This is a genomic window from Agrobacterium sp. 5Ca39, assembly GCF_055382365.1.
Genome location: NZ_AP026436.1, coordinates 1,013,462 through 1,037,015, shown reverse-complemented (window position 1 = coordinate 1,037,015; position 23,554 = coordinate 1,013,462). Strand labels below are relative to the sequence as shown.

At 59.1% G+C, this 23,554-nt stretch carries 21 protein-coding genes; 3 read left to right on the top strand and 18 right to left on the bottom strand.

Annotation, left to right across the window (positions count from 1 at the left end):
• Window positions 1-6: 6 nt before the first annotated feature.
• The 5 genes from pdhA to ACZ47E_RS05045 all read right to left on the bottom strand — a co-directional run bounded on the left by pdhA (window position 7) and on the right by ACZ47E_RS05045 (window position 4,950).
• Window positions 7-1,050 (bottom strand): pyruvate dehydrogenase (acetyl-transferring) E1 component subunit alpha, encoded by a 1,044-nt coding sequence (gene pdhA, locus ACZ47E_RS05065; RefSeq protein ID WP_004441604.1) that lies wholly within the window; start codon window positions 1,048-1,050, stop codon window positions 7-9.
• Between the two features lie 153 nt (window positions 1,051-1,203).
• Window positions 1,204-1,521 (bottom strand): FtsB family cell division protein, encoded by a 318-nt coding sequence (locus tag ACZ47E_RS05060; protein ID WP_004441601.1) that lies wholly within the window; start codon window positions 1,519-1,521, stop codon window positions 1,204-1,206.
• 293 nt (window positions 1,522-1,814) lie between these two features.
• On the bottom strand, window positions 1,815-3,089 hold the full coding sequence (gene eno / locus ACZ47E_RS05055) for a phosphopyruvate hydratase (RefSeq protein ID WP_022556098.1): 1,275 nt from the start codon (window positions 3,087-3,089) through the stop codon (window positions 1,815-1,817).
• 137 nt (window positions 3,090-3,226) lie between these two features.
• Complete coding sequence (gene kdsA / locus ACZ47E_RS05050; RefSeq protein WP_153775503.1) at window positions 3,227-4,072, bottom strand: 3-deoxy-8-phosphooctulonate synthase; 846 nt, start codon at window positions 4,070-4,072, stop codon at window positions 3,227-3,229.
• A complete protein-coding gene (locus ACZ47E_RS05045; RefSeq protein WP_278067411.1) occupies window positions 4,069-4,950 on the bottom strand; it encodes a VOC family protein in 882 nt (293 codons plus the stop codon). The genes kdsA and ACZ47E_RS05045 overlap by 4 nt, the downstream gene beginning before the upstream one ends.
• 315 nt (window positions 4,951-5,265) lie before the next feature.
• On the opposite strand from ACZ47E_RS05045, the gene lexA reads away from it, so the two are divergent.
• Window positions 5,266-5,988, top strand: a complete 723-nt coding sequence (lexA, locus tag ACZ47E_RS05040) for a transcriptional repressor LexA (protein ID WP_278067410.1) — start codon at window positions 5,266-5,268, stop codon at window positions 5,986-5,988.
• A gap of 252 nt (window positions 5,989-6,240) precedes the next feature.
• Window positions 6,241-6,918 (top strand): glutathione S-transferase family protein, encoded by a 678-nt coding sequence (locus tag ACZ47E_RS05035; protein WP_464016904.1) that lies wholly within the window; start codon window positions 6,241-6,243, stop codon window positions 6,916-6,918.
• A gap of 19 nt (window positions 6,919-6,937) precedes the next feature.
• On the opposite strand, the gene ACZ47E_RS05030 is transcribed toward ACZ47E_RS05035, so the two are convergent.
• Window positions 6,938-9,412: a ComEC/Rec2 family competence protein gene (locus tag ACZ47E_RS05030; protein WP_278067408.1), complete on the bottom strand. Its 2,475-nt coding sequence runs from the start codon at window positions 9,410-9,412 to the stop codon at window positions 6,938-6,940.
• A 262-nt stretch (window positions 9,413-9,674) separates the two neighbouring features.
• Here ACZ47E_RS05030 and gltA point away from each other — a divergent pair, with 262 nt between their 5' ends.
• Window positions 9,675-10,964: a citrate synthase gene (gltA, locus tag ACZ47E_RS05025; RefSeq protein WP_006697561.1), complete on the top strand. Its 1,290-nt coding sequence runs from the start codon at window positions 9,675-9,677 to the stop codon at window positions 10,962-10,964.
• A gap of 129 nt (window positions 10,965-11,093) precedes the next feature.
• Here gltA and lpxB read toward each other — a convergent pair whose 3' ends face one another.
• From lpxB to tsf, 12 genes are all read right to left on the bottom strand, one after another.
• Window positions 11,094-12,269 carry a lipid-A-disaccharide synthase gene (gene lpxB / locus ACZ47E_RS05020; RefSeq protein WP_107339708.1) on the bottom strand — a complete coding sequence of 392 codons (1,176 nt, stop codon included), beginning with the start codon at window positions 12,267-12,269 and terminating at the stop codon, window positions 11,094-11,096.
• On the bottom strand, window positions 12,266-13,132 hold the full coding sequence (locus ACZ47E_RS05015; protein ID WP_004441575.1) for an LpxI family protein: 867 nt from the start codon (window positions 13,130-13,132) through the stop codon (window positions 12,266-12,268). Before ACZ47E_RS05015 ends, lpxB begins: the two co-directional genes overlap by 4 nt.
• Before the next feature lie 3 nt (window positions 13,133-13,135).
• Window positions 13,136-13,951: an acyl-ACP--UDP-N-acetylglucosamine O-acyltransferase gene (gene lpxA, locus ACZ47E_RS05010; RefSeq protein ID WP_004441573.1), complete on the bottom strand. Its 816-nt coding sequence runs from the start codon at window positions 13,949-13,951 to the stop codon at window positions 13,136-13,138.
• Window positions 13,948-14,415: a 3-hydroxyacyl-ACP dehydratase FabZ gene (gene fabZ, locus ACZ47E_RS05005; protein WP_004441570.1), complete on the bottom strand. Its 468-nt coding sequence runs from the start codon at window positions 14,413-14,415 to the stop codon at window positions 13,948-13,950. Before fabZ ends, lpxA begins: the two co-directional genes overlap by 4 nt.
• Window positions 14,408-15,475, bottom strand: coding sequence for a UDP-3-O-(3-hydroxymyristoyl)glucosamine N-acyltransferase (gene lpxD / locus ACZ47E_RS05000; RefSeq protein ID WP_278067407.1), 1,068 nt, complete (start codon window positions 15,473-15,475; stop codon window positions 14,408-14,410). Before lpxD ends, fabZ begins: the two co-directional genes overlap by 8 nt.
• A 49-nt stretch (window positions 15,476-15,524) precedes the next feature.
• A complete protein-coding gene (gene bamA / locus ACZ47E_RS04995; RefSeq protein ID WP_278067406.1) occupies window positions 15,525-17,849 on the bottom strand; it encodes an outer membrane protein assembly factor BamA in 2,325 nt (774 codons plus the stop codon).
• 199 nt (window positions 17,850-18,048) lie between these two features.
• A complete protein-coding gene (gene rseP / locus ACZ47E_RS04990; RefSeq protein ID WP_278067510.1) occupies window positions 18,049-19,170 on the bottom strand; it encodes an RIP metalloprotease RseP in 1,122 nt (373 codons plus the stop codon).
• A gap of 49 nt (window positions 19,171-19,219) precedes the next feature.
• Window positions 19,220-20,053 (bottom strand): phosphatidate cytidylyltransferase, encoded by an 834-nt coding sequence (locus ACZ47E_RS04985; protein ID WP_004441563.1) that lies wholly within the window; start codon window positions 20,051-20,053, stop codon window positions 19,220-19,222.
• Complete coding sequence (locus tag ACZ47E_RS04980; protein ID WP_004441561.1) at window positions 20,053-20,796, bottom strand: isoprenyl transferase; 744 nt, start codon at window positions 20,794-20,796, stop codon at window positions 20,053-20,055. The genes ACZ47E_RS04985 and ACZ47E_RS04980 overlap by 1 nt, the downstream gene beginning before the upstream one ends.
• A gap of 62 nt (window positions 20,797-20,858) precedes the next feature.
• A complete protein-coding gene (frr, locus tag ACZ47E_RS04975) occupies window positions 20,859-21,416 on the bottom strand; it encodes a ribosome recycling factor (protein ID WP_004441558.1) in 558 nt (185 codons plus the stop codon).
• 61 nt (window positions 21,417-21,477) lie between these two features.
• A complete protein-coding gene (pyrH, locus tag ACZ47E_RS04970; protein ID WP_003502561.1) occupies window positions 21,478-22,200 on the bottom strand; it encodes a UMP kinase in 723 nt (240 codons plus the stop codon).
• 97 nt (window positions 22,201-22,297) lie between these two features.
• Window positions 22,298-23,224 (bottom strand): translation elongation factor Ts, encoded by a 927-nt coding sequence (gene tsf, locus ACZ47E_RS04965; RefSeq protein ID WP_004441554.1) that lies wholly within the window; start codon window positions 23,222-23,224, stop codon window positions 22,298-22,300.
• Window positions 23,225-23,554 lie beyond the last annotated feature (330 nt).

The following is a 23,554-nucleotide window of genomic DNA, read 5'->3' as shown; positions in this document are numbered from 1 at the left end:
TCCCGATCAGAGCAGAATGTCGGTGTAGAGCTCGGACGCATCCGGCTCGGGGTCGTTCTGGGCGAAGTCGGCGCTGTCGGCAACGATATCACGGACATCCTTGTCGATGGCCTTGAGTTCGTCTTCGCTGGCCCAGCCCTGCTCCAGAAGGCGTGCTTTCACCTGCTCGATCGGATCGTGTTCCGAACGCATCTTCTGCACTTCGTCCTTGGAACGGTATTTCGCCGGGTCGGACATGGAGTGACCGCGGTAACGGTAGGTCAGCATTTCCAGAATGATCGGACCCTTGCCGGAACGGCAATGTTCAAGCGCCTGATCGGCCGCCGCCTTGACGGCGCGCACATCCATGCCATCCACCTGAATGCCTGGAATGCCGAAGGACTGGCCACGCAGCGAATAGTTCGACTGGGCGGTGGCGCGGGCGGTCGAGGTGCCCATGGCATAACGGTTGTTTTCGACGATATAGATGATCGGCAACTTCCAGAGAGCGGCCATGTTGAAGCTCTCATAGACCTGGCCCTGGTTCGCCGCGCCGTCACCGAAGTAGGTCACGGAGACGTTGTCGTTACCGCGATAGCGGTTGGCGAATGCGAGGCCGGTGCCGAGCGACACCTGGGCGCCGACGATGCCGTGACCGCCATAAAAATGCTTCTCTTTCGAGAACATGTGCATGGAGCCGCCCTTGCCTTTCGACAGACCGCCCTTGCGGCCGGTCAGTTCGGCCATGACGCCACGGGCGCTCATGCCGCAGGCGAGCATGTGACCATGGTCGCGATAGGCGGTGATGACCTGGTCGCCCTCTTTCTGAGCCATCTGCATGCCAACGACGACAGCTTCCTGGCCGATATAGAGGTGACAGAAACCACCGATGAAGCCCATGCCATAGAGCTGGCCGGCCTTTTCTTCAAAACGGCGGATCAAAAGCATTTCACGATAGGCGTGAAGCTCTTCTTCCTTCGAGAAGTCGGGGCTGTTCTTGCCGGTGAATTCGGTTGCGGACTTTGCCGTTGTCTTGCGGCCGGATACGGTCGCTGATTTTCGCGGCGCCATTCATCCCTCCCTGAGTTGCCGTTTGAATGGATAGAGTGGCGCGTACCATATGCAAGAAAGCGCCATGCAGCAATGCTTTAAACGCATGGCACATATTCACGCTAAGATGCTGTGAATAAATCAAAAATGTTGAATTAACCTAATCTCGGTTAATCAGAAATATGTGTTCATGATGACGATTTCGTCCGTTCGGGACATGTTCAGCTGGTACCGGGAAATCTCGTCGATCATGTCCCGTTCAAGCGAACCGTCACTCAACAGTTCCACCTGACGCTCCAGCGCCACGCGCGCCTGTGTCAGCTTTGCAAGCTCCGCCGTCCGGGTAATACGCTGCCGTTCCAGCCGCTCCGTTGCCTGAAGGCCGAAATCGCCATGGATCGAATGATAACCGAAGTAGGAAAGAAAAGCGATGGTAATGGCTGGAACGATCAGCCGACCGAATCGTCTCTTTTTATGATGCCTGGTCCACATGCCGGAGAGATGCCTCAAAACGCGTAACGTGAGTCTGAGACTAGAGCGGATTGTTTAACTATCCGTTGACCTTAAATTCCAATCGGCAATTGGGCATGAAAAAGCCCGCCGGAGGGCGGGCTGGATTGGCGGGGGACCTGCCCTCCCCACCGTCATCCTCGCCCTTGAGGCGAGGATCCAAAAACGTACCGTGGTGGATCCTCGGGTCAAGCCCGAGGATGACATCTCATATGTAGATGCGTTTTTCACCACCTATGCCCGCAAGACAGCGGGCCCAGAAACCCGAACGCAAATTAACCGCGCAGGATTGAACGGCCGGCGTAAGCAGCCTGGGGGCCGAGCATTTCCTCGATACGGATCAGCTGGTTATACTTTGCGAGCCGGTCGGAACGGGCAAGCGAGCCGGTCTTGATCTGACCGCAGTTCGTGGCAACTGCGAGATCGGCGATGGTCGAATCTTCGGTCTCGCCCGAACGGTGCGACATGACGGCGGTGTAGCCGGCCTTGTGGGCGGTTTCGACCGCGTCCAGCGTCTCGGAAAGCGAACCGATCTGGTTGACCTTGACGAGGATGGAGTTGGCGACGCCCATCTTGATGCCGTCGCGAAGACGCGCGGAGTTGGTGACGAAGAGATCGTCGCCGACCAGCTGGCACTTATTGCCGATGAGATCGGTCAATGTCTTCCAGCCGTCCCAGTCGTCTTCAGCCATCCCGTCTTCGATGGAAATGATCGGGTACTTGGCAACGAGGTCAGCAAGGTATTCAGCCATGGCGCCCGATTCCAGCGTGCGGCCTTCACCCTCGAGAACGTATTTGCCGTTTTTGAAGAATTCGGTCGATGCACAGTCGAGGCCGACATACATGTCTTCGCCCGGACGGTAACCGGCCTTTTCGATCGACTTCATGATGAAATCGAGCGCGGCAGGCGCGCTTTCGAGACCGGGAGCGAAACCGCCTTCATCGCCGACATTGGTGTTGTGGCCCTGCGCGGACAGTTCTTTCTTCAGCGTGTGGAACACTTCCGAACCCATGCGCACGGCTTCGCGGATGTTTTCTGCGCCAACCGGCAGGATCATGAATTCCTGGAAGTCGATCGGGTTGTCGGCGTGGGCCCCGCCGTTGATGATGTTCATCATCGGAACCGGCAGCAGATGCGCGTTCGGGCCGCCGACATAACGGTAGAGCGGCAGGCCGGAGGCTTCGGCAGCAGCCTTGGCGATGGCGAGCGACACGCCGAGAATGGCGTTGGCGCCAATGCGCGACTTGTTCGGCGTGCCGTCCAGCGCGATCATCATCTGGTCGATCTGGATCTGGTTTTCAGCATCGAAGCCGCCGATGGCGTCGAAGATTTCGGTGTTGACGGCTTCAACGGCCTTTTCCACGCCCTTGCCGAGATAACGCTTGCCGCCATCACGCAGCTCAACCGCCTCATGCGCGCCGGTGGAGGCGCCCGAAGGAACGGCGGCACGGCCCATGGAGCCGTCTTCGAGGTACACATCGACTTCAACGGTCGGGTTGCCGCGGCTGTCGAGGATTTCGCGCGCGATGATATCGGTAATGGCAGTCATGGTCTCTCCCTTGGGAATGGAACAGATATTTTCCGTCGCCTGTCTTAGACGATGGCGAAGAAATTACAATGACGGCAGGCCGTAGAAAGGGAACCACCGCCATTTAAAATCGATTGGCACGGCACCGCGCCCGCCGCTCAGGCTTTCGCGATGGCGTCGAAGGCCAGCAGCTTTTCGAGCAGTTTCGGCATATCCTTCAGGTGAACCATGTTCGGGCCGTCAGAAGGCGCATTGTCCGGGTCCTCATGGGTCTCGATGAAGAGGCCTGCGACACCAACGGCGACAGCTGCGCGAGACAGCGTTTCGACAAATTCCCGCTGACCGCCGGTGGAACCGCCCTGCCCGCCCGGCTGCTGCACCGAGTGGGTGGCGTCGAAGACAACAGGTGCGCCGAGGGATGCCATGATCGGCAGAGAACGCATGTCGGAGACCAGCGTATTGTAGCCGAAGGACGCGCCGCGTTCGCACAGCAGCACATTGGGGTTGCCGCTTTCATTCAGTTTGGCGAGCACGTTCTTCATGTCCCATGGCGCCAGGAACTGGCCTTTCTTGACATTGATGACTCGGCCGGTTTTTGCGGCGGCAACGAGAAGATCGGTCTGACGGCTGAGGAAGGCCGGGATCTGCAGCACATCCACCACTTCGGAAACGATGGCGCACTGTTCTTCGGTGTGAATGTCGGTCAGGACCGGAAAGCCGAATTCCTTCTTGAGATCGGCAAAGACCTGCATGGCACTGTCCAGACCGATGCCACGCTTGCCGGAAAGCGAGGTGCGGTTCGCCTTGTCGAAGGATGACTTGTAAACGAGGCCGATTCCGAGCCCGTCACAAAGCTCCTTCAAGACACCCGCAATCATGAAGGCGTGCTCCCGGCTTTCCATCTGGCAGGGGCCGGCGATCAGTGAAAAACGCTCGCTATTGCAAAAGGAAACCTTGCTGGCGCCCTGGCCGGCGGTGACTTTGAGATTGTTCGTGACGCTCATCTTTTTTCCTCGAAGGCGAAATCGACGCCCTGTCCGGGTGCTGCGGGCACCACCAGACGGCCGCCCGCTTCTGCGCTGGACACGCCATTAGCAGCAAGTACCGTCGCTGTCACGGCAAGATCGTCAACGGAAAAGACGACGCCCATGCCGCGCAGGCCCTCACCGTTTTTTCCCGCAGCCTTCGGGTCGACGCCAGAAAGGGCGGGTCTTTCACTCAGCCTCACCCTTGCATTGCCGGTTTCGAAAACGACATCACCATCCGGAGACACAACGCCGTTGCAGCCGAAAACCGTTTCTATCAAGTGGGTGTCACTCCGCGTACCGGAACACAGCACGATCTCGCGAAGGCCCAGAACTCCGTTCTGGTGACGTTCCAGTGCAGCACGGTCCCCCGGCAGTGCCTGCAGGCGTTGACAACTGAAGAGGAAGAAATCCGCAGCCGATCCGCTTGCCGCGAAAGCAAGCCGGAACGCCGCCTCGCCTGACGATCCGTCCGGCATTTGCATGGGCCGCGAAAATTCGAAGACCTCGCCGGCCGATACGCCGGACGCCACGAATCTCCGGTGATCGGCACGAGCGTCAGCAGTGGAGGCCACAAGGGCAGAAAAACCTTCCTGTCCGTACGATCGCCGGAATGCCTGATCCCTGCCGGTGAAAACATCGCCTCTCTCGACCGACGCGATATAGCTGACCCGGTCAGCAATTGTCAGAGGCTCCAGATAGGTGCCATCCCTGAAGAACACACAGGCATTCTCCGTGCCGAACGGATGGAGAGCCTGTGGCGCGACCGTAAAGCCAAGGACCTTGAGCCGCGCGGCCGCTACCGCAAGGTCCCGAGCGGGCAGAACGAGATGATCGACGCGATGCCTGTCAGCCATAAATCTTGCCTTTTTGACGCGCCCGGCGCAGATGCCGGGTATTGAAGCTGACAAAAGCACGAAGAGCGCCGGGAATGCAAATGACCGGCCTGCGCGTCGATTCCGGTATCGGCAAAGGCTGGAGTTCAAGAAAGCGACGGCATCCCGCCCGTCAGTCATCGTTTCCCGCTTCGGCGTTGTCCCTAAGATCAAATCACGATCAGAGACGCATCCTTCACGAAATTTTAGGGGATTGCGGAACACATATGGAACATATAGTGTTCGTTCTGTATTTGTTTCGCGACTTCAACGACGATTCTCAAGGGTGTTTTCCTCATGCTCACGCGCAAACAGCAGGAATTGCTTCTCTTCATTCATGAAAGAATGAAAGAGTCCGGCGTGCCGCCCTCCTTCGATGAAATGAAGGACGCACTCGATCTTGCCTCCAAATCCGGCATCCACCGGCTGATCACCGCTCTGGAAGAGCGAGGGTTCATTCGCCGGCTACCTAACAGGGCGCGAGCGCTTGAAGTGATCAAGCTGCCGGAGGCCTATGTGCCCGGTGCGAGGCCGCAACGGGGCTTCTCGCCGAGCGTTATTGAAGGCAGCCTCGGCAAGCCCAAGATGCCAGAGCCCGCCCCTGCCCCAAAGGCGCCTGCGAACGATATAGCAGGCGTGGCAACCGTGCCCGTCATGGGCCGGATCGCTGCCGGTGTGCCGATCTCAGCCATTCAGAACAATACGCATGACGTGGCGGTTCCGGTGGACATGCTTGGCTCGGGCGAACATTACGCGCTCGAGGTCAAGGGCGATTCGATGATCGAGGCCGGCATCTTCGATGGCGATACCGTCATCATTCGCAACGGTAACACCGCCAATCCCGGCGATATCATCGTGGCGCTGGTGGATGACGAGGAAGCGACGCTGAAGCGCTTCCGTCGCAAAGGCGCTTCGATCGCACTTGAAGCAGCAAACCCTGCCTATGAGACCCGCATTTTCGGACCTGATCGGGTTAAAATCCAGGGCAAGCTGGTAGGGCTGATCCGCCGGTATCATTGATGCTGCTGCCGGTCCGGATAAGGCCGGAGCGGTCGATGAGCGATAAATCAGGCCTTCAAGATGAACGGCGCGTCATTCCACTCGAGTGATGCGCCTTTTCTTTTTAATGGCGGCGAAGGCGGCTTTGCCAGAGGACGTCGGCAGGGATGGCGCCCCACCCATCAATTGGCGTTATGGGAGCGATGGATTCTTTGCGATATTCCGGGCCGGGCCGCTGGTATAAAAACCCGCTTCACAATCAGGAGACCCGCAATGTACGATCTTTATATCGCCAACAAGAATTACTCCTCCTGGTCGCTGAGGCCATGGGTCCTGATGCGCACGCTCGGTATCGCCTTCGAGGAGAAACTCGTCCCGTTTGGTGAAGGCGTGTCATTCTCCACCTTTTCCCCAACTGGCAAGGTGCCTTGCCTCGTCGATGATGGCGTGACGATTTGGGAGTCACTCTCGATCGCCGAATATCTTGCCGAACGTCATCAAGGGGTATGGGCAAGCGACAAGCATGCGAGAGCCTGGTCGCGGTCGGCAGCAAGCGAAATGCATGCGGGATTTTCGTCCCTTCGCAATCTCTACCCCATGTCCGTTGGCGTTCGTGTCAGACCGAACGTCAGCGATGCCGGGCTTGCGGCGGATATAAAGCGTGTCGATGCGTTGTGGAGCGAGGGCCTGTCGAATTTCGGCGGTCCCTATCTCGCCGGTCAGAAGTTCACGGCGGTGGATGCCTTCTACTGCCCTGTGGCACTCCGTTTCCAGACGTATGGCGCAGACCTTTCTCCTGCGGCAAAAGCCTATTGTGAGCGACTGCTCGCTCTGCCTTCCATGCGCGAATGGTATGAGGCGGGACTGAAGGAGACCTGGCGTGACGCGGCACATGAAGAGGAGATCGCCGGAATCGGCGAATTGACGATGGATCTACGCGCAAAGGCCTGACGATCCTTGCCGGTGGCGATCATTGCGACGCCGCCAGCAGACGGGTGATCGTTTCAGGCAATTCACGGTCGAAACGCCCGGTTTTCCAGTCATAATATCGATGTTCACTCCACGGGCGGTTTGCGCCCGCGGTTGACGCCCGTAGCCGACCGACAACGCCGGGCTGATCGCTCCTCGCGAAGTCTATCTCCACGGAACCGATGCGCCGCAATATGTCGCGGTTGAGGAGTAACGCGCCCGAGCGACACTGTGCAAACGACGTTCTGCGGGAAACAATGACGATGTCGGCAATGTCACATGCCTTTCCGGCGAGGCGGCCGTCTTCCAGTACGATGATCCATTCGCCGCTTTCCGCACGCGCCACGCACCAGCGACCTGACTTGCATGTAAAAATTCCAGGCGCTGCATCCTTCAACGCAGCCGCCATGTCTCGTCCCACAGCCTTTATTTCGTCCCGCGTGAGCTTTGATTTCTTGGTGAGTGCGATGCCGGACGCGGTTGGAACGTCTTTTCTGAGGATAACGGGCGCGAGCGGTTTCTCCGGAAGCAGCAGCGCCCTTTGCCACTGGTCATAGATGAAGCCATGCGGCCGGGTTTTTGTGGCATAAACCTTGTTCTCGTCCAGAAGCGCGACCAGAGAACCGTCTTCGTAAACGAGGAGATCGGGCAGATCGCGCTGAGATGTCGCTGCCGAGAGGCCGAAGGCAAGCAGCAGAGGCGGAATGCCCAAAAGCGCAAGGCGGCTGCGCAGCAGGGTCAGCAGCAGGAAGCCAGCCGAGGCGATGCCGATGAACCAGCCATGCGGACGTCCGGTCGCGGCGCTGCCACCCCAGGAGGCGACTTCGTCCGCGACCTCTATGACCAGCGCCATGCCATGGCCCATGACCTTCAGGAATGGCGCGTCGAGCCCGAACGGCATCAGCAGCATGGCAATCAGACCGAAGGGCATGACGATCAGCGACATGAGCGGCGTGGCGGCGAGATTGGCAAAAAGTCCGTAGGTGGTGACACGCTGGAAATGTTCGGCAGAATAGATTGCTGTCGAAAGCCCACCGATCAGCGACGTTGTGATAACGCCGCCGATCACGGCACCTGCCGTTTGCGCTACCGTCACCCAAGCCGGTTTTCGCCCGGTAAAAAGACGCTCGCGGTCAATGCGCCAGCGGCTCCAGGCTGCATAGGCAGAAACGAGCGCGATCGTTGCGGCAAATGACATCTGAAAGCTTGGACCCATCACTTCGGACGGGGACAGCGCCAGTATCACGAGGGCGGAGAGCGCAACATTTCTCAGGCTGAGCGAGGGCTGATCGAAGAGCACCGCAATCAGCATCACGGACATCATCAGCCAGGCCCGCTCGGCGGAAACTGCGAAACCGGAAATCAGATAGTAGCAAAGTGTCATCAGGAGCGCTGCGAAGGCGGATATCTTCTTGACCGGCCATCGCTGGGCAAAGGCTGGGAAAAGGCTGAATGCGAGCCTCATGCCGACAAAGAAGATGCCTGATGCCAAGGCCATGTTGAGCCCGGATATGGCAACGATATGAGCCAGCCCCGAGACCCGCAGCGCCTCCATGGTTTCCGGCGATATGGCTTGTCTCTCATCGGTGACGATGGATGCAGCGAAGGCACCCGCATCGCCGCCGATCGTCGTGCGAATGCGCTCGGCGACGGCGGCACGCAGGCGATAAAGCCACATGTCGGCCATCTCCAGCCAACCCTCGGCCCCAAGGTCCGCCGTCGCCACCGCCTGGGGCGGCTGATAAAAAAAGCCTGTCGCGCCGATGCCCCGGAAATAGGATGAAAAGGCAAAGTCGTTCAATCCCGGCAAAGCCGGTCCGGACGGTGGAGAGAGCCGTGCCTTGCCGCGTATGGTCGCGCCGATGGGCATGGCGTCGCCGCCACCGCGCGCAAGGAGCGACACCCTCCCCGGCAGACGCGTTAGTGACGGCGCTTCAGTGGAGTGGAGCTGCACCAGATACCGCCAGTCGCCCCGCGCATCCACCTCCCGGCGCACCACCTTGCCGGTGAGGGTGGTGGTGACCGGCGTGTCCAGAAGGATGGTCGCCGCACGGCGGGTTTCCAGTTCGGCAAAAAGCATGCCGAGCAACAAGAGGGCGACAAGGCTGCACGCCCTTCCCACCGTATCAAGGCGGTATCGGTTGAGAAGCGCCAGTGGGGCCGCGACTAAAAATGCGACGATCAGAAGGGGCAAGGAAGGCGCGGTGTCGAGAGAAAACCAGAGGATCGCTCCGCAACCGATGACAACGGGTACGAAAAGAAAATCGTGCCCGAATGCGCGTTCTTCCGTCAGCCAGACGGCAACTTTTCGAGAAACGGAAACGCCGGGTTCGGGCCTGTCGACCAGAGGCGGCAGAACAGGGATCGCGACGGCGCCGGTCCGCTGCAGCGGAAACAGGATATCCACCGTGCCGGGGGCGTTTCCCTGCATCGTTTCGGCATATCCGAAATGCTGTTTTTCCCCTTGACCAAGCATTCTGCGCCGCGCCCCTGCCGCACTGTAAACAGGTTTGCAGAGGGACGCCCGAGATTGCAATGCTTTCCTTTAACCGCGCGTTGACTGAGATTGAATTGCTTCGATCGACGAGGCCAAAAGCAACGCATTTGCGTTTGCCGCAATGCACAATTTGACCTTTGGATAGCTTGGCATCTGCGACAGGATCATATAGCTAATCGGTAGACGCTTAACCGCGGGGCGTGTCTCAACGCCCCCACCCGCATGTTTTCGGAGGATCAGTATGACGGAAAAAAGCGCTACAGTGACACTTGGCGACAAACAGGTCGAACTCCCTGTCAGGGAAGGCACGATCGGGCCGAGCGTCGTCGATATCGGCACGCTGTACAAACACACGGGCTCCTTCACTTACGACCCGGGTTTCACGTCGACGGCCTCCTGCGAATCCAAGATCACCTATATCGACGGTGACGAAGGTGTTCTCCTGCACCGTGGCTTCCCCATCGAACAGCTCGCCGAACAGGGCGACTTTTTGGAAACCTGCTATCTGCTGCTTTACGGCGAACTGCCGACGGCGGCACAGAAGAAAGATTTCGATACCCGCGTCACGCGCCACACCATGGTGCACGAGCAGATGAGCCGCTTCTTCACCGGTTACCGTCGCGACGCACATCCGATGGCCGTCATGTGCGGCACGGTCGGCGCTCTCTCGGCCTTTTACCACGACTCGACCGACATCACCGATCCGCATCAGCGCATGGTCGCATCGCTTCGCATGATCGCCAAGATGCCGACGATCGCCGCGATGGCCTACAAGTACCATATCGGCCAGCCCTTCGTTTACCCGAAGAACGATCTGGATTACGCCTCCAACTTCCTGCACATGTGCTTTGCCGTGCCGTGCGAGGAATACAAGGTCGATCCGGTTCTGGCCCGCGCCATGGACCGCATCTTCATTCTGCATGCCGATCACGAACAGAATGCCTCCACCTCCACGGTGCGTCTTGCCGGTTCGTCGGGCGCCAACCCGTTCGCCTGTATTGCGGCCGGCATTGCCTGCCTCTGGGGTCCGGCACACGGCGGCGCCAACGAAGCGGCGCTCAACATGCTCAATGAAATCGGCTCGGTTGACCGCATTCCGGAATATATCGCCCGCGCCAAGGACAAGAACGACCCGTTCCGCCTGATGGGCTTTGGTCACCGCGTCTACAAGAACTACGACCCGCGCGCCAAGATCATGCAGAAGACGATGTATGAAGTGCTGGAAGCCACTGGCAATTCCGACGATCCGATCATGCAGGTCGCGCTGGAACTGGAAAAGATCGCCCTTTCCGACCCGTATTTTGTCGAAAAGAAGCTTTACCCGAATGTCGACTTCTATTCGGGCATCACGCTGAAGGCGCTCGGCTTCCCCACGACCATGTTTACCGTTCTCTTCGCTCTCGCCCGCACCGTTGGCTGGATCGCACAGTGGAACGAAATGATCGAAGATCCGCAACAGCGCATCGGCCGTCCGCGCCAGCTTTACACGGGTGCCGGCAAACGCGACTACGTTCCGGTTTCCAAGCGTTAATCGGCAAACCACGTCACATCAAAGGCCGGCGAGTTTTACTCGCCGGCCTTTTTGCTTGCCATTGTGGATTGGGATACACGCGGTGGGACCGGCGGCAACACAGGCCCTGACACAGCCGTGGCTTCAACCTCACTGTCTGCGGGCGTTCACGACCTCGAGGAGAATAGCCGCGCCGGTTTCGCCGGGCGGGACATCCGTGCGCAGACGTTGCTGCACCAGAGCATAACCTTCGAGCATGGCCTTCCGCTCAATTGTATCGGATGACAGGCGTTCCGCCCAACGCAGCATCGATCCGGCCCTGACCACCTCGTTGAAATACTCCGGGACGACAGCATAATCGGCAATGAGATTGGGTAGCGCACCCGTCCAGGTCTTCACCCGCTTGCTCAGCATGGTGAAAATCCAGTCGGTCTTGTAGACAGATATGGTCGGCACGCCGGCAAGAGCCAACTCAAGAATGACGGTGCCTGACGCTGCGATAGCCGCATCGGCTTCAGCAAAGGAGTTCCACTTGAAAGCAGGATCGATGCCGATTTCGGGTCTGATTTCCTGCGGCCAAGACGCCGCCAGTTCGCGGATGCGATGTTCCTGACGTGGAACGGTGGGCAGCAGAAACCGAGTCGGACCATTCCGTTCCACAAAAGCCTTCGCCGCGTGCTGGAACGGCTCCATCAGCCTGGTGGTCTCGGTGGAACGCGACCCGGGCAGAAGAAGAATCGTCTTCGGCCGCCCCTCCGCTGGAAGCGGCCGTTCTGCCCGCTTCCGACGCACCGCGAGGACGTCCGGATCGACGCTGAGGCGATGGCCGACGAATGTGGTCGGTGGGCCTCCGAGGCGGCGCATCGCCTCCGGCTCAAATGGCAGGAGAGCCAGGACATGGTCCACATAGGATAACATCGCCGTTGCGCGATGTTCTTTCCAGGCCCAGACGCTCGGGCACACATAATTGACGACCGGGAGATGCGGCAGTTCCTTGCGGACTTTTTTCGCCACTCGATGGGTGAAATCCGGGCTGTCGATGATCAAAAGGACATCCGGTTTTTCCCGTATCACCGCCTCAGCCGCCCGGTTGATCAGGCCGATCAGTTTGGGCAGTTTCTTGAGGACCTGCGTGAACCCCATGATCGAGAGTTCGGAATAATCGAAAAGAGAAGTGAGCCCCTGCCCCTCGAGCGCCTCGCCGCCGACGCCGACAAGTTCGATCGAACCGGGATATCGGGCCTTGAGGGCCCGGATCAGATCCGCGCCGAGAAGATCGCCCGACACTTCGCCGGCGATGACCGCCACCTTCAATCTCTCCGTCATTCCATCATGTCTCCGCGAAGTGACGTATCGATGCCACAGACGAATATGCCCGCCTGATCGGCAGCTTTCAACATCGCGTCACGATCAAGCACCAGTGCGCGTCCGGCTTCGACGGCAATGCCCGCAAGCCCGGCCTTTTGGGCATTTTCGACAGTTTCGATCCCGATTGTCGGCAGATCGGCGCGTACATCCTGCTGCGGTTTGCAGAGCTTGACCAGCACGCCCCGGCGGCGGGGCGAGATGCGTCCCTCCGCGCGCAATGCCGCGACGCGCAGTAACATTGCGTCCGTGCCTTCAACGCCCTCGAGCGCCACGATGCGGCCGCCGACGGAGACCGCACCCTGCCCGACATCAAGTTTGCCGAGCGCAAGCGCCGCCTCAGCTGCCCTGCTTATGTCCTTCAAGTCGTCTTCGGCCGGTTTTTGCGTGCCGAAAGCGCCTGTCGTGGCCAAGAGGCCTGGAGCGATCTCATGCGCGCCGATGACTTTCGCACCGAGCGTGCCGATGATCTTTATGACCATCTGCAGAACGGCGTCATCGCCGCCCGACAATAGCGTTTTGACGATGGATGGAAGTTTTAGCAGGATAGCGACGGTGGGGCGGATTTCACGCCATTCCGGCCGCCGCGCCACGGCCCCGGAAAGCACGACACGATCCACCCGGTTGTCACGCAGCAGCCGGCCAAGCCCGGCGACGTCACCAACCGAGATGACGGCGTTGTCGAAACCGCTCCAGTCGAAGCGGGAATCATCGCGCAGCCGCACGATGAAAGGATCTTCTCCCATCTCACGGGCGGCGTTCGCCACGTAAAGTGGCAACTGGCCGCTGCCGGCCACAATGGCGAGACGCCCGCCGCCTGTCACGGCTCACTTGCCCCGGTTGGGCGAAGAGATCGCGCGGTCGCTGTCCACTCCAATGAAATCGATGATTTCTAGCGCCTGCGGGCAATCCAGATATTCGCTGCGGTCGATCGCTGCCGCATTGCCGCGGATAGTGCCTTCCGCCTCGAAGATCTGCTTGAAGACGCGCCGGACCTTGTGGATATCTGCGCGCTCAATGCCGGCACGCGTCATGCCAACGACATTAAGGCCGCCGAGAATGCCGGGATTGCCATTCAGCATTCCATAGGGAATGACATCGTAATTGACCGCGGACAGTCCGCCGATGAAGGCCTGACGGCCAATGCGGGTGAACTGGTGAACAGCACAGCCGCCGCCGAGAATGGCGCGGTCCTCGATCGTCACATGGCCGGCCAGCATCACATTGTTGGACAGGATGATGTGGTCGCCAAGGCGGCAATCATGCGCCACATGTGAGTTGGCAAGGAACAGATTGTCGTTACCGACGATCGTCTTGCCGCTGCCATCAGAGCTGCCGGCGTTCATGGTGACGCCTTCGCGCATGGTGCAGCGCTCGCCAATTTCAAGCGTGGTTTCAGAACCGTCGTGGCGAACCGCCTGCGGTGTGCCGCCGATGACCGCCATGGGGTGGACGACCGATCCACGGCCGATGACCGTCAGGCCGGATACAACGGCATGATTGTGCAGCCGGACATCATCATGCAGCGTGACTTTCCCGCCGACGTAGCTCAGCGCACCGATGACGACGTTTTCACCGATCACCGCACCGTCTTCGATCACGGCGGTGGGGTGAATTCTGGCCGAGGCGGCAATCGTGCTCATTGCTGGTCCTCGGGGATCATCATGGCGCCGACATCAGCCTCCGCCACCAGCGCACCATCCACCTTCGCCTCGCAATGGAATTTGAAGACATTACCGCGTTGGCGCTGCTTGACGACGTGAATTTCCAAACGATCGCCGGGGATCACGGGTTTGCGGAAACGGGCGTTGTCGATTGTCATGAAGTAGACCAGATGGCCGCCCTCACCTTGGCTGCGGGCGCATATTGCACCTGCCGTCTGGGCCATGGCTTCGACGATCAGAACACCCGGCATGATCGGCCGGTCCGGGAAGTGGCCGGTGAAATGCGGTTCGTTGACCGTCACGTTCTTGATGCCGGTCGCCGAATTGTTACCGTCAATATCGATGATCTTGTCGATCAGCAAGAATGGGTAACGATGCGGCAGAAGCTTCATGACTTCCAGAATGTCAGCCGCGCCGAGCGTCGTCTTCGTTTCTTCAGTCATTGTTTTTCTCTCCTGTTTTTTTATCACGCCCTTCAGCGCGTGCCAGAATTTCGGCCATGTCGCGCAGGAAATATTTCATCGGTCGCGCAGGCGTTCCGCCATAACGGGCGCCTGCCGGCACGTCCGCCACAACACCGCTCATGGCAGCGATCTGCACGCCGTCGCCAATGTTGATATGGCCATTGATGCCTGCCGCACCACCAATCATCACAGCGTCGCCGATACGGGTGCTGCCCGCAATGCCGACCTTGCTGACGATGCCGCAATGGCGGCCGATGCGAACGTTGTGGCCAATCTGGACCTGATTGTCGATCTTGGTGCCTTCGCCGATCACCGTGTCATCCATGGTGCCGCGATCGATCGTGGTGTTCGCGCCGATCTCGACATTGTCCTGGATGATGACACGGCCAATCTGGACGATCTTCAGCATGCCGCGTGGACCGGGGGCATAACCGAAACCGTCTTGCCCGATGCGCGCACCATTGTGGATAATCACATTATTACCGATGAGCGCGGCAAGAACGCTTGCGCCGCCTGCAATGGTGCAATCGCGTCCGATCTGTACATCCTGCCCGATGATGACACCGGGCCCGATCCGCGTACCAGCACCGATATGGGCGCCGGCGCCGATCACTGCGAGCGCCTCGACAATGACGCCCGCTTCCAGCTTCGCGGAAGGATCGACATGCGCAGCATGAGAAATTTCGCTTTCCATCCGCGCGATCGGACCGGGACGCATCGCCGAGGGGTGCAGCAAGGCACCAACCTGGGCAAACAGCGTGTGTGGATTTTTCGATATCAGCGCGGGGATGTCGGACGGAAGCATGTCCACAAGAGCAGCGTCACAAATGACCGCGGCGGCTTCGCAGGTCTGCAGCTCATCGCGGTTCTTGCGCGAAAGGATATAGCAGAGCTGATCGGGTTTTGCCCGATAGACCGGAGAAACGGACCTGACAATCCGCTCTCCCGCCGCCTCATCAGACAGTTCCGCCCCAAAGCGGTCTGCGATGTCTTTCAATCGCAGTCCCTCGTGGGGCGGAAAAAACGCGTTGTATTCCATTAGCCGGAAACTCCAGAACGTTCAAAGTTGCAGTTCTGGACTGCCGATATCAGAAAGTGTTGGACATGCCAAACCGGAAACGCTGTTCCTCGTCGTAGTCTTCCTTGGCGATCGGAACCGCGTAGTCTACACGGATCGGACCGAAGGGCGACGCCCACATCACGCCAATACCGGCGGATGCGCGGATGGAATTGTCATCCTTGACGGTCTGAGACGTGGAAACCTTGTTACCATACATCGTGCCAGCATCGACGAAACCAGCAAGACGCAGACCGAAATCCTCGGGAACGCCAGGCATCGGAGCCGTGACTTCAGCAGACGCGGCAAAATAGGTCGTGCCGCCGATGGAGTCGGAACCGATGCGCGGACCGATACCATCGTTCTTAAAGCCGCGAACCTGACGTCCGCCGAACTTGAACTGATCGAATACCAGCAGATTGTCGCCCGTCGGCATCACGTGACCGGCCTGACCGGTGAGCGAGCCGATGACGTCGTACTCATCCGACAGGGTGTAGTAGAAACGCGCCTTGGCATAGATCTTGTAATATTCGGAATCGCCACCCAGACCGGCAAATTCGTTTGTCAAAGCAGCCTGCCAGCCTTCACGCGGCATGTTGCGGTCGTCGAGCGTATTGTAGTTCAGCGTGTTGGAGATGATGGACTGCGTCCAATCGCCACCGCGGATCAAATCCTGATAAGGTTCGGCGAGATTGTTGAGGTTAGTCCAGTCACCCTCACCGTCGTAGTTGATCTGCTTGTAGGTATACTTGAACGTCGTCGAGAGATCCTCGGTGATAGGCGCGGTCACGCGCAGCGAGAAGCCCTGCTCGTCGTAGTCGTAATAATCTTCGCTGCGGCTCTGGCTCTTGAACAGGTCGAAACCTGCAGCAAGGCGGTAGCCGAGGAAATAAGGCTCGGTAAAGGACAGCGTGTAGCTACGCGCATCGTCTTCACCCGCACCGGCAGCGAGACGGATATACTGACCGCGGCCGAGGAAGTTCTTTTCTTCGATGGAGGCTTCGAGCAGAACACCGTCGTTCTGCGAATAACCGGCGCCGATACCGAATGAACCGGTCGACTGATCTTCAACGTCAACCACGATCACGACGCGGTCAGGCGCGCTGCCGCCGGCGGTCGAGATATTGACCTTCGAGAAGTAACCCAGCGCTTCCAGACGACGCTTGGCAGCGGTGATAACCGTCTGGTTGAACGCATCGCCTTCGGAAATATCGAATTCGCGACGAATGACATAGTCACGCGTGCGGGTGTTGCCACGGATTTCGATACGCTCGACGTAAGCGCGCTCGCCCTGATCAACGATGTACGTCACGCCAATGGTGTTGCCGGACATGTCGCGGTCGCCGCGCGGCGTTACACGGGCGAAAGGATAACCTTCACCGGCGACGCGCTTGGAAATCGCCTCCATGCTCTGCTGAACTTCCTTGGCGCTGTAGCTTGCGCCCTGGCGGGTCTCAACGAGGCCCTGAAGCTCCGAACCCTCAACACCCGGAACGGTCGATTCGACCGCGACGTTGCCGAAGTTGTAACGCTGACCTTCATCGACCGTGATGGTGATGTTGTATTCGTTTTTGGACTCATCAAGCACAGCCTCGGAACCAACGACCCGGAAGTCGGCGTAACCGCGGTTGTAATAGAACTGGCGCAGCGCCTCTTCGTCGGCGCGCAGCTTGTCCTCGTTGTAGACGTCCTTACGCGTCAGGAATGACAGCATGTTGGACTTCTTGGTATTGATGACAGCAGCCAGACGACCATCGCTGTAGGCATTGTTGCCCACGAAGTCGATGCGGCCGATCTTGGTACGCTCACCTTCATTGATGACGAAAGCGATGTTCACGCGACCCTGACCGACGGAAACCGTCTGGGTGGTGACTTCGACATCGCTGCGGCCGATAGCGGCATAGGCTTCCTTGATGCGGGCAATATCCGCCGTCACGATGGCCTGATTGAACGGGCCGAGCGACTGCGTCTGCACGATGCCGGCGAGCTTGTCGTCCTTGATCTTGCGGTTGCCGTTGAAGACTACCTGGTTAACGAGCTGGTTCTCGTTGACGGTCACGACAAGCGTGCTGCCCGAAACGCGCATGGAAACATTCGAGAAATAACCGGTGGCGTAAAGACGCTTCACCGATTCATCGATGTCCGAATTGGAAAAGTTCTTGCCGGGCGCAATGGTGATGTTGGAACGAACCGAATCCGCACCCGATCTTTCGGCGCCGCGAACGTCGATTCTGCTGATGACGGCTGCGTGTGCAACGCCAGCAGAGGCAAGCACACCAAGGCCCGCAACCGAAGAAACACCGGCAGACAGAGCAACCGCCGACACAGCGTTCAAAAATCTTGAACCAGCCTTCATTTCAATTCTTACCTTTTTACGTTGTCCCTCAGCGGGCGGAACCCGACTCCGGCCATGTGCGTCGTTTTACCTGCTTTTCCCCTACAAGCAAGCGCGAACGTTAAATTCTGTTTACTTCGTGCTCCAGAGTGGCTCATTCGCCACTTTGGCATAAAAACAAGGTAAACAACCGACTAACAAAACCGTTAAAACACAATCCTCAGCCAATCAAGCTGCTGATATCATTCCATGTTGCAAAAACCATAAGACCCAAAATCATCGCCATGCCGATGCGGAAGGCAACCTCCTGCGCGCCCGCTCCCAGCGGCCTGCCGCGGATGGCCTCGATGGCGTAGAACACGAGATGTCCGCCGTCCAGAACCGGGACGGGCATCAGATTGAGGAGCCCGATCGATACCGACAAAACGGCTGCAAGTTGAATCACGGCGGAAATGCCAAGCGTCGCCATCTGGCCAGAAGCCTGCGCGACCCGCACCGGGCCGCCGAACTGATCGGCATTCATGCGGCCGGTAACGAGATTGCCGATATAATTGAATGTGCCGGTGATGACGTGGCCTGTCTCGCGCACACCTTCCAGAAGAGCCTGCGACGGTGAATATTCGATGTGACGGAAATTACCGCTGGTCTGGTCGGTGACAATGCCGATGATACCCATTTCCAGCTTGTTGCCGAACTGGTCGGTGGTTTCGGTCCGGGTCGGCACCATCGGCAGCTTGAGCTCCTCGCCTGCCCGCTCGACGGTGACCGTGATAGGCGTGCCTGGCCGGATGCCGACATAACGGCGGACATCTTCGAAGGTCACCACTTTTTCGCCATCAATCGCCACCAGACGGTCGCCGGGGCGCACGCCCGCAGCGGCGGCGGCACTGTTTTCACGCACCTCTGCAACAACGGGATCGGCGATCATCCGGCCGTAAATGCCGAAGAGTACTGCGAAGATGAGAATCGCGAGGATGAAGTTTGCGATCGGGCCCGCAGCGACGGTCGCCGCCCTTTTCCACAGTTTTGCACCGGAAAGCGTCTGCGCCCTCTCCTCCAGCGTCATATGGGACAGGCCCGAGCTGTCTGGCTTGCTCGCTGCGTCTTCATCGCCGAAGAATTTCACGTAGCCGCCCAGTGGTATGGCTGAGATCTTCCATCTCGTCCCGCGCTTGTCGGTGAAACCGAGCAGCTCGGGGCCGAAGCCGACGGAGAATGCCGTGGAACGGATGCCGCACCAGCGACCGACGAGATAATGCCCCATCTCGTGGACAAAAACGAGAAGGGAAAGCACCAGGATGAAGGGCACGATATAGCCGGTCAAAAAGCCGGTCGCCGCCATTACTGTGTTCATGACAATCTGCCCTTCATGTCGTGACCTTTCGTGCCGCTTAGAAACCCGGCAGCAGACCGCCGCCCGACCCGGGCACATCGCCGGTTGCCGCCGCGTGCACGAAAGCTATGAGGAATACCGTAAAGCAGGCGAAAACAAGACCGTCAACACGGTCCATGAAGCCACCATGGCCAGGAATGAGATGGCTTGAATCCTTGACCTGGAAACGCCGTTTCACGAAGGATTCGAAGAGATCGCCGATCTGGCTGAACACGGAAAGAAGGAGTGCAAGCCCCAGCACCAGAAAGCTGATGCGTCCGTGATAGGCCATGGAGACTGCCGCGCCGCCGATCACTGCCGCCGCCGCCCCGCCAATCGCGCCGGACCACGTCTTGCCGGGCGAAATAGAAGGCGCCAGCTTCGGCCCGCCGATGGCGCGACCGACGAAATAGGCAAGAATATCCGTTGACCAGACAACGGCGAAAATGAACAGGATGGATACAAAGCCCGTCAGTTCGTCACCGCGGATGGCCGCCAGTGATATACCGCTCAGACCCGCATAAAAAATACCGCCCACCAGCCACCAGTTTTTGCCGCGCAATACCGGAAACAGCGCCGCTGTCAGCGTGAAGCCTGACAAAAGCGGCAGGTCGAGCGAGGATTCGCCGAAAATCGTGTTGCCGGCAATGACGGCGACGGAAAACCAGCCCCAGGCGTTGCCGGTCGGATTGCTCTCCGACATCCGGGTAATCGTCGACCACTCATAATAGATGAGAATCGCCAGAAGGCCCGCAACGATGCGGAACAGAATGCCGCCATACCAGGTTGCGGCCAGAATGACCGCGGCCATGACGATCGCGGAAACAATCCGCAGTCTGAGTTCTCGGCTCATCAGGCGCCTGCCACGGCAACCTGCTCGGTGAGTGCACCGAAGCGGCGGTCACGCGTTGCATATTGCTCGATTGCGGAGAAGAAGAGCTGCCGGTCGAAGTCCGGCCAATATTCCGGAATGAACAGGAACTCGGAATAGGCCGCCTGCCAGAGCAGGAAGTTAGACAGGCGTTCCTCGCCGCTGGTGCGGATGATCAGGTCAGGATCAGGAATCCCCGAGGTGTCGAGCCGGGCCGAAATCATCTCGGGGGTGATGGAAGCGGCGTCTAGCCTGCCTGCGGCAACATCAAGGGCGATTGACGCCGTCGCGCGAGCGATCTCGTCACGGCTGCCGTAGTTGAAGGCGATCACCAGCGTCAGCTTGGTGTTGTCGGCCGTCATCTGCTCAGCCTCTTCCAGAAGCGAGCGAATATCGTTCTTCAGCCCCTGCCGGTCACCGATGATCCGCACGCGGACGTTCTCGCGGTGCAGTTCGGCAAGGTCGCGGCGGATGAAAGCCTTCAAAAGCCCCATCAGGTCGCTTACCTCGGATTCGGGCCTGCGCCAGTTTTCCGACGAGAAGGCAAAGAGGGTGAGATAGCGTATGCCGCAGTCACCGGCCGCGCGCACGGTCTCGCGCACGGCCTCCACACCGCGGCGATGCCCCATCACGCGCGGGAGGCCGCGCTGCTTTGCCCAGCGGCCGTTGCCATCCATGATGATGGCGACGTGCTCGGGTATGGAGGAACGTGTCGTCGTCGGCATATCGATCCAGTAACAGGGCAGCGCGGAATTAAACGGAAAGGACAGGTCTATCGCAGGCGATATCAGACCTGCATGATTTCCTTTTCCTTCTCGGCAAGCAAGCGGTCAATTTCCGAAATCGTGTCGTCGGTCATTTTCTGCACCTTTTCCGACTGGCCACGGCTTTCGTCCTGACCGATGTCGCCATCCTTTTCGGCTTTTTTCAGACCGTCCATGCCATCACGACGGACATGGCGAATCGCCACCTTGGATTTTTCGGCATAGTCATGGGCGACCTTGACGAGCGACTTGCGGCGCTCTTCATTGAGTTCAGGTAGCGGAATTCTGAGGTTCTGGCCGTCAACGATCGGGTTGAGGCCAAGGTTGGATTCGCGGATGGCGCGGTCAACAGCGTTGACCATCGACTTGTCCCAGATGTTGACGCCGAGCATGCGCGGCTCGGGAACGGTGATGTTGGCCACCTGGTTGAGCGGCACACGCGAACCGTAGGCGTCGACGGTCACTGGGTCCAGAATGTTGGCCGACGCGCGGCCGGTGCGCAGCGACGCGATATCGCTCTTGAACGCATTGATGGCGCCATCCATACGGCGCTTGATATCGTTGAGGTCAACACCACTCATCTTGATACTCCATCTTGTCGGCCAGCGGCCGTATTCGCCCCAGGGGCGGCATCGTTTTGGATTATTTGTCGTGCACGATGGTCTTGCGGCCGCCGCCGGTCAATATCTGTGCAAAACCACCCTTCTCATGGATCGAGAAAACAATGATCGGGATGTGGTTTTCGCGGGCAAGGGCGACAGCGGCGATATCCATGACCGCGAGCCCCTTGCCGAGCACTTCGCTATGGGTCAGCTCGTCAAAGCGGGTTGCCGTCGGGTCCTTCTTTGGGTCAGCGGAATAGATGCCGTCCACCTGGGTTCCCTTGAAGATCGCCTCTGCGCCCATTTCGGCGGCGCGCAGTGCAGCAGCGGAATCGGTGGTAAAGAACGGGTTGCCCGTACCGCCGGCGAAAATCACCACGCGGCCCTGGGCCAGATGATGAAGGGCGGCACGCTGGGAGAAGCTCTCACAGATCTCGGGCATGGCGATTGCCGAAAGAACGACAGTGTCGATGCTGAGCTTGCGGAGCGAGGTGGCAAGGGCCAGCGCGTTGATGACGGTTGCCAGCATGCCCATATGGTCGCCGGTGACGCGGTCGCCGCCCTTGGATGCCACGGCCACGCCGCGAAAGATATTGCCGCCGCCGACGACAACGCCGACTTCAACGCCCATCGCCCTTGCCTCGGCGATATCGGAGGCAATGCGGTCGGCCACCGCCACATCGATACCGAAACCCTGATCACCCATGAGGGCTTCGCCGGAAGCCTTGAGAAGAACGCGTTTGTAGATCGGCTTGGAAGACATCATGACTCCTCGGAAATGTAACCGAAACGCGGATACACGAAGGGCACCGCGTTGTCACGCGATGCCCTCCCGTTTTCCCAAGATTGGGTAAATATAATCAGCCCTTGGCGACGGCTGCGACTTCAGCTGCGAAATCGCTTTCTTCCTTTTCGACGCCTTCGCCGAGCAGCAGGCGAACCATGCCGGTAACTTCGATGGAAGCGCCAGCTTCCTTCTCGGCTTCCTTGACGGCAGCGCCGACGGTCAGGTCGGGGTTGATGACGAAAGCCTGCGACAGAAGGGCGACTTCTTCGAAGAACTTGCGCATGCGGCCATCAACCATCTTTTCGATGATGGCTTCCGGCTTGCCGGATTCGCGGGCCTGTTCGATAAAGACGTTGCGCTCGCGCTCAGCAACGGCAGCGTCGACTTCTTCAGCACGGATGGCGAGCGGGTTGGTTGCAGCGATGTGCATGGCAACCTGGCGGCCGATGGAGTTGAGAACTGCCTTGTCGCCTTCCGACTTCAGCGCAACGAGAACGCCGAGCTTGCCGATGCCGTCGCCGGCAGCGTTGTGGATGTAGGTCGCGACAACGCCGTGCGGCACTTCCAGCGCAGCGGAACGACGCAGCGTCATGTTCTCGCCGATCGTTGCGATAGCGTCCTTGATGCTGTCCGAAACGGACTTGCCGGTTGCCGGATAGGTGGCAGCGGAAACAGCGTCAACGGTGCCATCGGTGGAGAGCGCAACCTGGGCGATGCCGCGGATGAGATCCTGGAAAGCGTCGTTACGGGCAACGAAGTCGGTTTCCGAGTTGAGCTCGACAACGACAGCCTTGTGACCCATTGTGGCAACGCCGACCAGACCTTCGGCAGCCGTGCGGCCGGACTTCTTGTCGGCCTTCGCGATGCCCTTGGCGCGCAGCCAGTCGATCGCCGCTTCCATGTCGCCATTGGTTTCAGCAAGAGCCTTCTTGCAGTCCATCATGCCTGCGCCAGACTTTTCGCGCAGTTCCTTCACCATTGCGGCTGTGATTTCGGTCATTGTGTGCCTCTTATCGGTTCGATCGGTCAGCCGGCGGAATTTGCCGTGCCGAAGTTCTGGGTGATGACTGTACCCGGCCGCACACCCTTTGAAACCCTGAGGTTCCGACAAGGGGCATGCGCATTCCCAAGTGCTGCGGCGTCGCCAAACATCGAAATGATGGGTGCCGCTCTAGTGTGACAGCGTTATGAAGACTGCCTGCCGTTCCAACCACCTCGGACGCCTGTGGTTTCCAGAAACCGTGGCGGAGCGGTTAGAAACGAACAAGGCCGTCAACCCATTGAAGGTCTTTGACGGCCTTGTCATATCCTGGTCGAGGAGACGGCGATA

Bases quoted from the DNA above. Each gene is read 5' to 3' on its own strand.
- pdhA (WP_004441604.1), bottom strand. From the start codon at position 1,050: ATGGCGCCGCGAAAATCAGCGACCGTATCCGGCCGCAAGACAACGGCA.
- ACZ47E_RS05060 (WP_004441601.1), bottom strand. From the start codon at position 1,521: ATGTGGACCAGGCATCATAAAAAGAGACGATTCGGTCGGCTGATCGTT.
- eno (WP_022556098.1), bottom strand. From the start codon at position 3,089: ATGACTGCCATTACCGATATCATCGCGCGCGAAATCCTCGACAGCCGC.
- kdsA (WP_153775503.1), bottom strand. From the start codon at position 4,072: ATGAGCGTCACGAACAATCTCAAAGTCACCGCCGGCCAGGGCGCCAGC.
- ACZ47E_RS05045 (WP_278067411.1), bottom strand. From the start codon at position 4,950: ATGGCTGACAGGCATCGCGTCGATCATCTCGTTCTGCCCGCTCGGGAC.
- lexA (WP_278067410.1), top strand. From the start codon at position 5,266: ATGCTCACGCGCAAACAGCAGGAATTGCTTCTCTTCATTCATGAAAGA.
- ACZ47E_RS05035 (WP_464016904.1), top strand. From the start codon at position 6,241: ATGTACGATCTTTATATCGCCAACAAGAATTACTCCTCCTGGTCGCTG.
- ACZ47E_RS05030 (WP_278067408.1), bottom strand. From the start codon at position 9,412: ATGCTTGGTCAAGGGGAAAAACAGCATTTCGGATATGCCGAAACGATG.
- gltA (WP_006697561.1), top strand. From the start codon at position 9,675: ATGACGGAAAAAAGCGCTACAGTGACACTTGGCGACAAACAGGTCGAA.
- lpxB (WP_107339708.1), bottom strand. From the start codon at position 12,269: ATGACGGAGAGATTGAAGGTGGCGGTCATCGCCGGCGAAGTGTCGGGC.
- lpxA (WP_004441573.1), bottom strand. From the start codon at position 13,951: ATGAGCACGATTGCCGCCTCGGCCAGAATTCACCCCACCGCCGTGATC.
- fabZ (WP_004441570.1), bottom strand. From the start codon at position 14,415: ATGACTGAAGAAACGAAGACGACGCTCGGCGCGGCTGACATTCTGGAA.
- lpxD (WP_278067407.1), bottom strand. From the start codon at position 15,475: ATGGAATACAACGCGTTTTTTCCGCCCCACGAGGGACTGCGATTGAAA.
- bamA (WP_278067406.1), bottom strand. From the start codon at position 17,849: ATGAAGGCTGGTTCAAGATTTTTGAACGCTGTGTCGGCGGTTGCTCTG.
- rseP (WP_278067510.1), bottom strand. From the start codon at position 19,170: ATGGCGGCGACCGGCTTTTTGACCGGCTATATCGTGCCCTTCATCCTG.
- ACZ47E_RS04985 (WP_004441563.1), bottom strand. From the start codon at position 20,053: ATGAGCCGAGAACTCAGACTGCGGATTGTTTCCGCGATCGTCATGGCC.
- ACZ47E_RS04980 (WP_004441561.1), bottom strand. From the start codon at position 20,796: ATGCCGACGACGACACGTTCCTCCATACCCGAGCACGTCGCCATCATC.
- frr (WP_004441558.1), bottom strand. From the start codon at position 21,416: ATGAGTGGTGTTGACCTCAACGATATCAAGCGCCGTATGGATGGCGCC.
- pyrH (WP_003502561.1), bottom strand. From the start codon at position 22,200: ATGTCTTCCAAGCCGATCTACAAACGCGTTCTTCTCAAGGCTTCCGGC.
- tsf (WP_004441554.1), bottom strand. From the start codon at position 23,224: ATGACCGAAATCACAGCCGCAATGGTGAAGGAACTGCGCGAAAAGTCT.